The sequence below is a fragment of the Oleiphilus sp. HI0123 genome (genome assembly GCF_001635315.1).
In genome coordinates this window covers 1-5938 of the sequence record NZ_LWGE01000217.1, presented here as the reverse complement: position 1 = coordinate 5938, position 5938 = coordinate 1, and the positions used below count along the sequence as shown (strand labels likewise).

Here is a 5938-nt window from a genome sequence, read left to right as displayed (position 1 = left end):
GCTGGCTGAGTCAAAAGATGAAGCATGGATGCAGTTTGTACCGACTAATTTTCATCAGGTTGGACGTTTGCTGACTGCCCATATATCACCGGATTGTTTTATGGTGACAGTCTCAAGTATGGATAAACACGGTTATTTTAGTCTGGGGACTAATGCCGACTATGGCGCGAGTGTCATTCGTAAAGCCAGGCGAGTGGTGGTTGAGGTTAACTCGAATATGCCTAAAACGTTTGGTGAATGTACCATTCATATTTCCGAGATTGATGCACTGGTCGAACATGATGAGGCTCTGTGCGAAACGCAATTATCTGAGCCTGGTCCAATAGACAAGATAATTGCCAGTCAGATTGCAGAACATATCCATGATGAAGATACATTGCAGATGGGAGTTGGTGGTGTGCCAAATGCGGTGCTCGGAATGTTAGATAGCCACCGAAATTTAGGCCTGCACTCTGAGTTGTTTTCGCCCGCGATGGTTAGGTTGATTCAGTGGGGAGTTCTGACCGGTAAGAAAAAATCCTGGATGCAGCACAAGCACGTGTTTACCTTAGCTTTGGGTGACAAAGCGATGTATGACTTTATGGATGATAACCCTTCGATCGTTGGTTATCCTGCTTCCTGGGTGAATAATCCGGCAGTGATCAGTAAGAACAATAATATGGTTTCTGTAAACGCTGCAATCGAAGTTGATTTGACGGGGCAGGTGAATGCAGAGCATATGAATGGTCAGCAGTTTTCAGGCACCGGAGGGCAGTTGGATTTTGTGAGGGGGCTTATATGGCCGAGAATGGCCGTTCTTTTATCGCGCTTCATTCTACAGCAAAAAAAGGTCAGGTGAGTCGAATTGTCCCACGCATAGAGGGTGGGGCTGTGACCGATACCCGTATGGATACGCATTATATTGTGACGGAAAATGGCTGTGTAGATTTAAAGGGTAAATCTTTAAGTGAAAGGGCTGAGCTACTAATACAGCTGGCGCATCCCAGGTTTCAGCAAGAGTTGATCGATAGTGCCCGAGCAATGGGGGCTTTGGGAAAAAGTGGGCGAAAGTTGCCCGGTGCAGAAATTGCTTCATAGTTAAAGAGAGGGACGCTTTTATGACTTGGGTCATTGAGGATTATTCCTTTCTAGTATTACAATCGAATAGAAATATCTCTGACATAAAAGTGTCTTAATATGCCAAGGATATGTTTTGTTAAACCCAGTGATGAGGATAGGGAATTGAATACAGATTTTTTGAAAGATCTAAACGAAAAAGCAAAGGAATCACTGGCGCCTATGAGTAAAGTTGGTGAGTTAATGACCAGCTCTATGCAGGAAACCTTCAAAGCACAAATGGAGTCGGCGAAAAAATATTCAGACTTTGCATCGGCCCGTTTTAAAGCATTTACCGAAGTAAAGGACCCTGAGTCTTTACAGGATTTCTTTAAAGAGCAGATGGAAGCTTTTGGCGAGCTAAACGAGCAGATGATGACTGATATTCAAGCACTTAGCGATGCTGGAAGTAAGTTTCGTGAAGAGTTGGAAGAAATTATGAAGTCGGCTTCAGAGCCCAAAACTGAAGCAAAACCAGCTGCTAAAGCGACAAGTAAAGCAAAGTAGTGGTATGACAATGAAGGCCAGTACTACTTAGCAGTTCTGGCCGTTCATGACTTTTTTCGCAGGCACTTTCTCCATACCGCTATCTATACCTCTAGATTGGGTATTTAGCCCTTTTGGCTGCCTGTTCTATAAGAATAATTAGGAACACGCTCTTATGACGAAAAACCTTTTTGATAATCCCTATTGGAAAATGAGTGCCAAGGCAATGGAAGAAAGCCAGCGCGCTTTAACTTACCTTTCAACTCAATTGAATGAAGAGCATGGTAGCTTGCAGGCTGTTGCCAGTGATGCTACAGAGTCTTTTCTAAAGTATGTCCAAGAGGTTGTAAAGCATCCTTGGGAAACGACAAAGCAAACGGCAGACTTGGGCAAGAATTACTTTCGTGTCGTTAAGTCGGCTTTATCGCAGGTTGCGGGTCGAGAGGTTGAGCCGGTCGTTGAGGCGGAAAAAGGAGATTTTCGATTTAGTGATGAAGGCTGGGTTGAAAACGCTTATTTTAACTTTATCAAGCAAGCTTATTTGGTGACCGGTCGTGCATGGTTAGATAGCATTAATTCTATGCCAGGCCTTGATGATAAAACGCGTAGCAGAGCAGAGTTTTTTGTCAGGCAGCTCGTTAATGCCGCATCACCTTCAAACTACATTCCTACAAACCCAGAGCTTTTAAGTCTTACGATTAAAACTCGCGGTGCCAATCTGGTGCAGGGCTTTGAGCGCTTTGTAAAAGACTTGGAAAAAAGTGCTGATACCTTAAAAATCACCATGACGGATGATGAGGCCTTTCAGCTAGGTGAAAATATTGCGACCACCAAAGGAAAGGTTGTTTATCGTTGCGAGTTGTTTGAGTTGATTCAATACTCTCCGCTTACCGATAAAATCACTGAGACGCCTTTGCTGATCATTCCACCTTTCGTCAATAAATTCTATATTCTCGATTTATCAGAAAAGAATTCCCTCGTGCGATGGGCGGTAGAGCAGGGGCAGACCGTCTTTATGGTGTCTTGGTTGAACCCGACTGAAAAAGAGCGGAATATCGGTTTCGACCGCTATGTCACCGACGGTGCATTACATGCTCTAGAAGTGGTTGAAAAACAAACGGGGATCCGTGAAATCAATGCGGCGGCCTATTGTATTGGCGGCACCTTATTAATGACTACGCTAGCCTATATGGCTGCGCGTAAGCTAAAGCCTCGTGTTAAGTCAGCAACGCTTTTTACGACCTTGACAGATTTCTCTGATCCGGGAGATATTGGTGTATTTATCGATGACCATACGATTAAAGCGATAGAACATCAGAATAATCAAAAAGGCTACTTCGATGGCAGAGTGATGGCGGTTTCATTCAGCAAACTGCGTGAGAACTCTCTGTATTGGAATTACTATATCCAGAACTATCTAAAGGGTGAGTCTCCGACGCCTTTTGATCTTTTATACTGGAACTCCGATAGTACTAATATCACCGGTGCTTGTCATAACGAGATGCTGCGAAAATTCTATATGGAAAATCGTTTGGTTAAACCAGGTGCTTATGCGGTCAATGGCACCAAAATAGACTTGTCCAAAATAGAAGTACCTTTGTATTTTATCAGTACCCATCAAGATCATATTGCCAAGTGGCGTGTTACCTATGAAGGTGCCAAAATCTGCAAAGACAACGCAACCTTTGTGCTGGGTGAGTCCGGTCATATAGCGGGTATTGTTAACCCTCCAGCGAAGAAGAAGTATTCTTACTGGACGAATGAGAATATTGTTGACGATGCGGATGAGTGGCTCGCGGCGAGTGAGCACCATAAAGGCAGTTGGTGGACACATTGGAACGACTGGCTCCAGCCCTATAAAGGCGAAGAGATCGAAGCTCGTTTGCCCGAAGCAGGAAAGCTTGAAGTCTTATGTGATGCCCCTGGTACCTATGTAAAACGTAAGCTTGGTGTGATGAACTGATAGAAGAAACTATCGTTCTAGGGCAGGCTTTTGTTTTTAATAAAACGCTGCCATTCTAGCAAGGCTTGTTGGAAGTCAAGTAAACCACATTCTGCCTGGAGCTCCTGGTCATATAATTCTGTATTTTCAGGAAGCTCTTCGTAGACCTCATAACCGAGAGCGTTCGCAAGAACTTCTGCTCCCACTTTGTCTAACCTGAGTTGAAATTCAGAGCCTTGAAAGTGGTATTGAGTGATTTGTCCTTTTTCCACTTTGTCTATTATTGTTAAACCTCGTCAATTGCGACGATAGTCTTTAGCTCCATATTGAAGTAAGTAGCGATAGCTTCATGGCCGCTAGAAAATAGGGCTTGCGGCTGGGAACTCTCATCAAACAAAAACTCGTAATCCAATTTTGGCCTCTGTTGTTTGATTAAAACATTTCCAAATCACCATTTTCAACCAGGTGCTCTACAATTTGATCGTTTTCAGTAAACTTTTCAGGTGACCAGCTAAGGTTGAAGATAAGGCGTTGATAGATGGTGATTTCATCAAAGCGGAATTTAGGGTCGATCAGCTTAAACTTAAAGCATAGTTGAGGCTCGGTTGAACCAAAGGACATATGTTTTTGAGAGTGGTTTACCAGCGTTGGGACATAAATACGATTGCCTTCTAAACTCTCAACGGAAGAGAAGTAGCAAGAGCGTGCTTTACCCCAAATCAGGTTGGTGGCTTCGTTGAGAATCGAGTTAATATCATTGCGATTCGGACGCATTGAATGAATGGCAGTTGCGTCAGAGCGAATTAAATCAGTGATTTCCTTTTCAGTGGTCTGCAGCATCATATAACCACGGCACCAGTCACTTTCCAAAGGAATCAGTGTGAACAATTCACCATAGATTAATTGGTCTTTTACCAGGTAGGGGTAATCACAATGAACTTTTACCCCGGGGATCAGGCTTTCAAATACTTGAGTAGAGATCTCCTGAAAGCCCTTGGCCAACTCCAGAGGGTAATACATGCTACAAATATACTCGTTGATCAAACCGTTAAGTTGGTCAATGTTGTTGTTTTCATAGCTGCCAGCAATCGCTTGAAGGACTTCAGGAGAAAGTTCTTTACGCGTTACTCTGCGTAAAAATATCGGTAGTTCAGGACGTTTGCGGTGAATCTGGAGGCACAAATCTAAACCACTTACGCCACTACTATCAGGCGCTTCGGTCAGGAATACACTGCCCAGGTCGAGATTTGACGACAGGACTTCGTCAAACTCACTCGACGCCCCTTCGAGACCGATATGGTCGTCCTCGGTTTTGACTCTTAAACCAACCAAATTATTTTCAATGCAAACATCTTTTAACAAGGTCAATGACGTTTTTTCGAACTCGTGTACAAGTACTTTACTGACAATTTTTGTGTCCTTGCTCATCCATACCTCGTTTAAAACGGACCTGAGAATTAACAAATTTGAAACTGCATTTGATGCTACAACAGTATAGTGTACAAATAAGGCTAGCGAGTAAAATTATCAGATTGAGCCGCTTGTGCTCGAACTTGAGTGTGCTACCTTATATGCTATTAACCAGGAGTCGCTTAAGTACATAGATAATAAAAAGGAAAAATTATGAAAAGTATAATGTTGATGGTCCTATGCGGCTTTTTGGCTTCATTCAGTGCTATCGCTTCTGAAGGCCTGGTATCACTTGAAAGCCCGTATACAGTGAAGAAAACTGCCGACCGATTTGAATCAATTATTCTGGCGAAAGGTCTAAGTTTGTTTGCAAGAATTGATCACAAGGAAAATGCGGAAAGCGTTAATTTGGCTATGCCCGAGACGGAGCTTATTCTTTTTGGTAACCCAAAGGTAGGAACACCTCTAATGAACTGCGCGCCAGCGGTAGCAATCGATTTACCGCAGAAAGTAATGATTCAAAAGGATAATGATAATAAGGTCAGAATTTCATACAACAATCCGGAGTATTTACAGAAGCGTCACGATATTCAAGGTTGTGACCAAGTCATATCTAAAATCGCCGCAGTACTGAATAAGCTGAGTACCGCAGCAATTAGTCAATAATTTAGCCAGCAAACATAACAACCGCTTCGCCTTCGATCACGGTTTCTCCCTGATCGTTTACACAGAGGGTGCTAAGCGTAATGATGGGCTTATCATTACGTATGTTGATAATCTCTACTGTTGCAGTGACTTCCTGATTAATAAATATTGGTTTCTTGAATTTTAAGTCCTGCCCCAAGTAAATGGTACCTTCTCCGGGCAGGTGTTTTCCTAACAAACCAGAAAAAAGGCTTGAAACAAGCATCCCGTGGACTATTTGTTTACCAAATGGTGTCTTGGCTGCATAGTCGGCGTCAAGGTGGACCGGGTTGAAGTCAAGTGATAACTCTGCAAAAGCAT

Annotated in this window: 7 protein-coding genes and 1 pseudogene; 4 read left to right on the top strand and 4 right to left on the bottom strand. The window is 43.1% G+C overall.

The window, feature by feature from the left end; all coding sequences use genetic code 11:
- Nucleotides 1–28 precede the first annotated feature (28 nt).
- The 3 genes and pseudogenes from A3761_RS02095 (at nucleotide 29) to phaC (ending at nucleotide 3544) form a co-directional block, all read left to right on the top strand.
- Nucleotides 29–1077, top strand: a pseudogene (locus A3761_RS02095) (acetyl-CoA hydrolase/transferase family protein).
- A 144-nt stretch (nucleotides 1078–1221) separates the two neighbouring features.
- The gene (locus tag A3761_RS02085; RefSeq protein WP_068511741.1) at nucleotides 1222–1602 is read left to right on the top strand and encodes a phasin family protein; all 381 of its coding nucleotides are present in this window, start codon (nucleotides 1222–1224) and stop codon (nucleotides 1600–1602) included.
- Between the two features lie 154 nt (nucleotides 1603–1756).
- Nucleotides 1757–3544: a class I poly(R)-hydroxyalkanoic acid synthase gene (phaC, locus tag A3761_RS02080; RefSeq protein WP_068739020.1), complete on the top strand. Its 1788-nt coding sequence runs from the start codon at nucleotides 1757–1759 to the stop codon at nucleotides 3542–3544.
- 17 nt (nucleotides 3545–3561) lie between these two features.
- Here phaC and A3761_RS02075 read toward each other — a convergent pair whose 3' ends face one another.
- From A3761_RS02075 to A3761_RS02070, 3 genes are read right to left on the bottom strand one after another with little or no spacing between them, the layout of a single operon-like run.
- Nucleotides 3562–3795: a YacL family protein gene (locus tag A3761_RS02075; protein WP_197469623.1), complete on the bottom strand. Its 234-nt coding sequence runs from the start codon at nucleotides 3793–3795 to the stop codon at nucleotides 3562–3564.
- 14 nt (nucleotides 3796–3809) lie between these two features.
- Nucleotides 3810–3935, bottom strand: a complete 126-nt coding sequence (locus A3761_RS28740) for a YacL family protein (RefSeq protein ID WP_197469622.1) — start codon at nucleotides 3933–3935, stop codon at nucleotides 3810–3812.
- Between the two features lie 20 nt (nucleotides 3936–3955).
- A complete protein-coding gene (locus A3761_RS02070) occupies nucleotides 3956–4951 on the bottom strand; it encodes a chemotaxis protein CheX (RefSeq protein ID WP_068553928.1) in 996 nt (331 codons plus the stop codon).
- A gap of 195 nt (nucleotides 4952–5146) precedes the next feature.
- On the opposite strand from A3761_RS02070, the gene A3761_RS02065 reads away from it, so the two are divergent.
- Entirely contained in the window at nucleotides 5147–5599 is a 453-nt protein-coding gene (locus A3761_RS02065) for a DUF302 domain-containing protein (protein WP_068513781.1), read from the top strand.
- A gap of 1 nt (nucleotide 5600) precedes the next feature.
- On the opposite strand, the gene A3761_RS02060 is transcribed toward A3761_RS02065, so the two are convergent.
- On the bottom strand, nucleotides 5601–5938 hold a 338-nt coding region (locus tag A3761_RS02060; protein ID WP_068749704.1), incomplete at its 5' end, for a MaoC family dehydratase.

What these genes read in the sequence shown, in the direction of transcription:
- phaC (WP_068739020.1), top strand. Translation starts at nt 1,757, where the DNA reads ATGACGAAAAACCTTTTTGATAATCCCTATTGGAAAATGAGTGCCAAG.
- A3761_RS02070 (WP_068553928.1), bottom strand. Translation starts at nt 4,951, where the DNA reads ATGAGCAAGGACACAAAAATTGTCAGTAAAGTACTTGTACACGAGTTC.
- A3761_RS02065 (WP_068513781.1), top strand. Translation starts at nt 5,147, where the DNA reads ATGAAAAGTATAATGTTGATGGTCCTATGCGGCTTTTTGGCTTCATTC.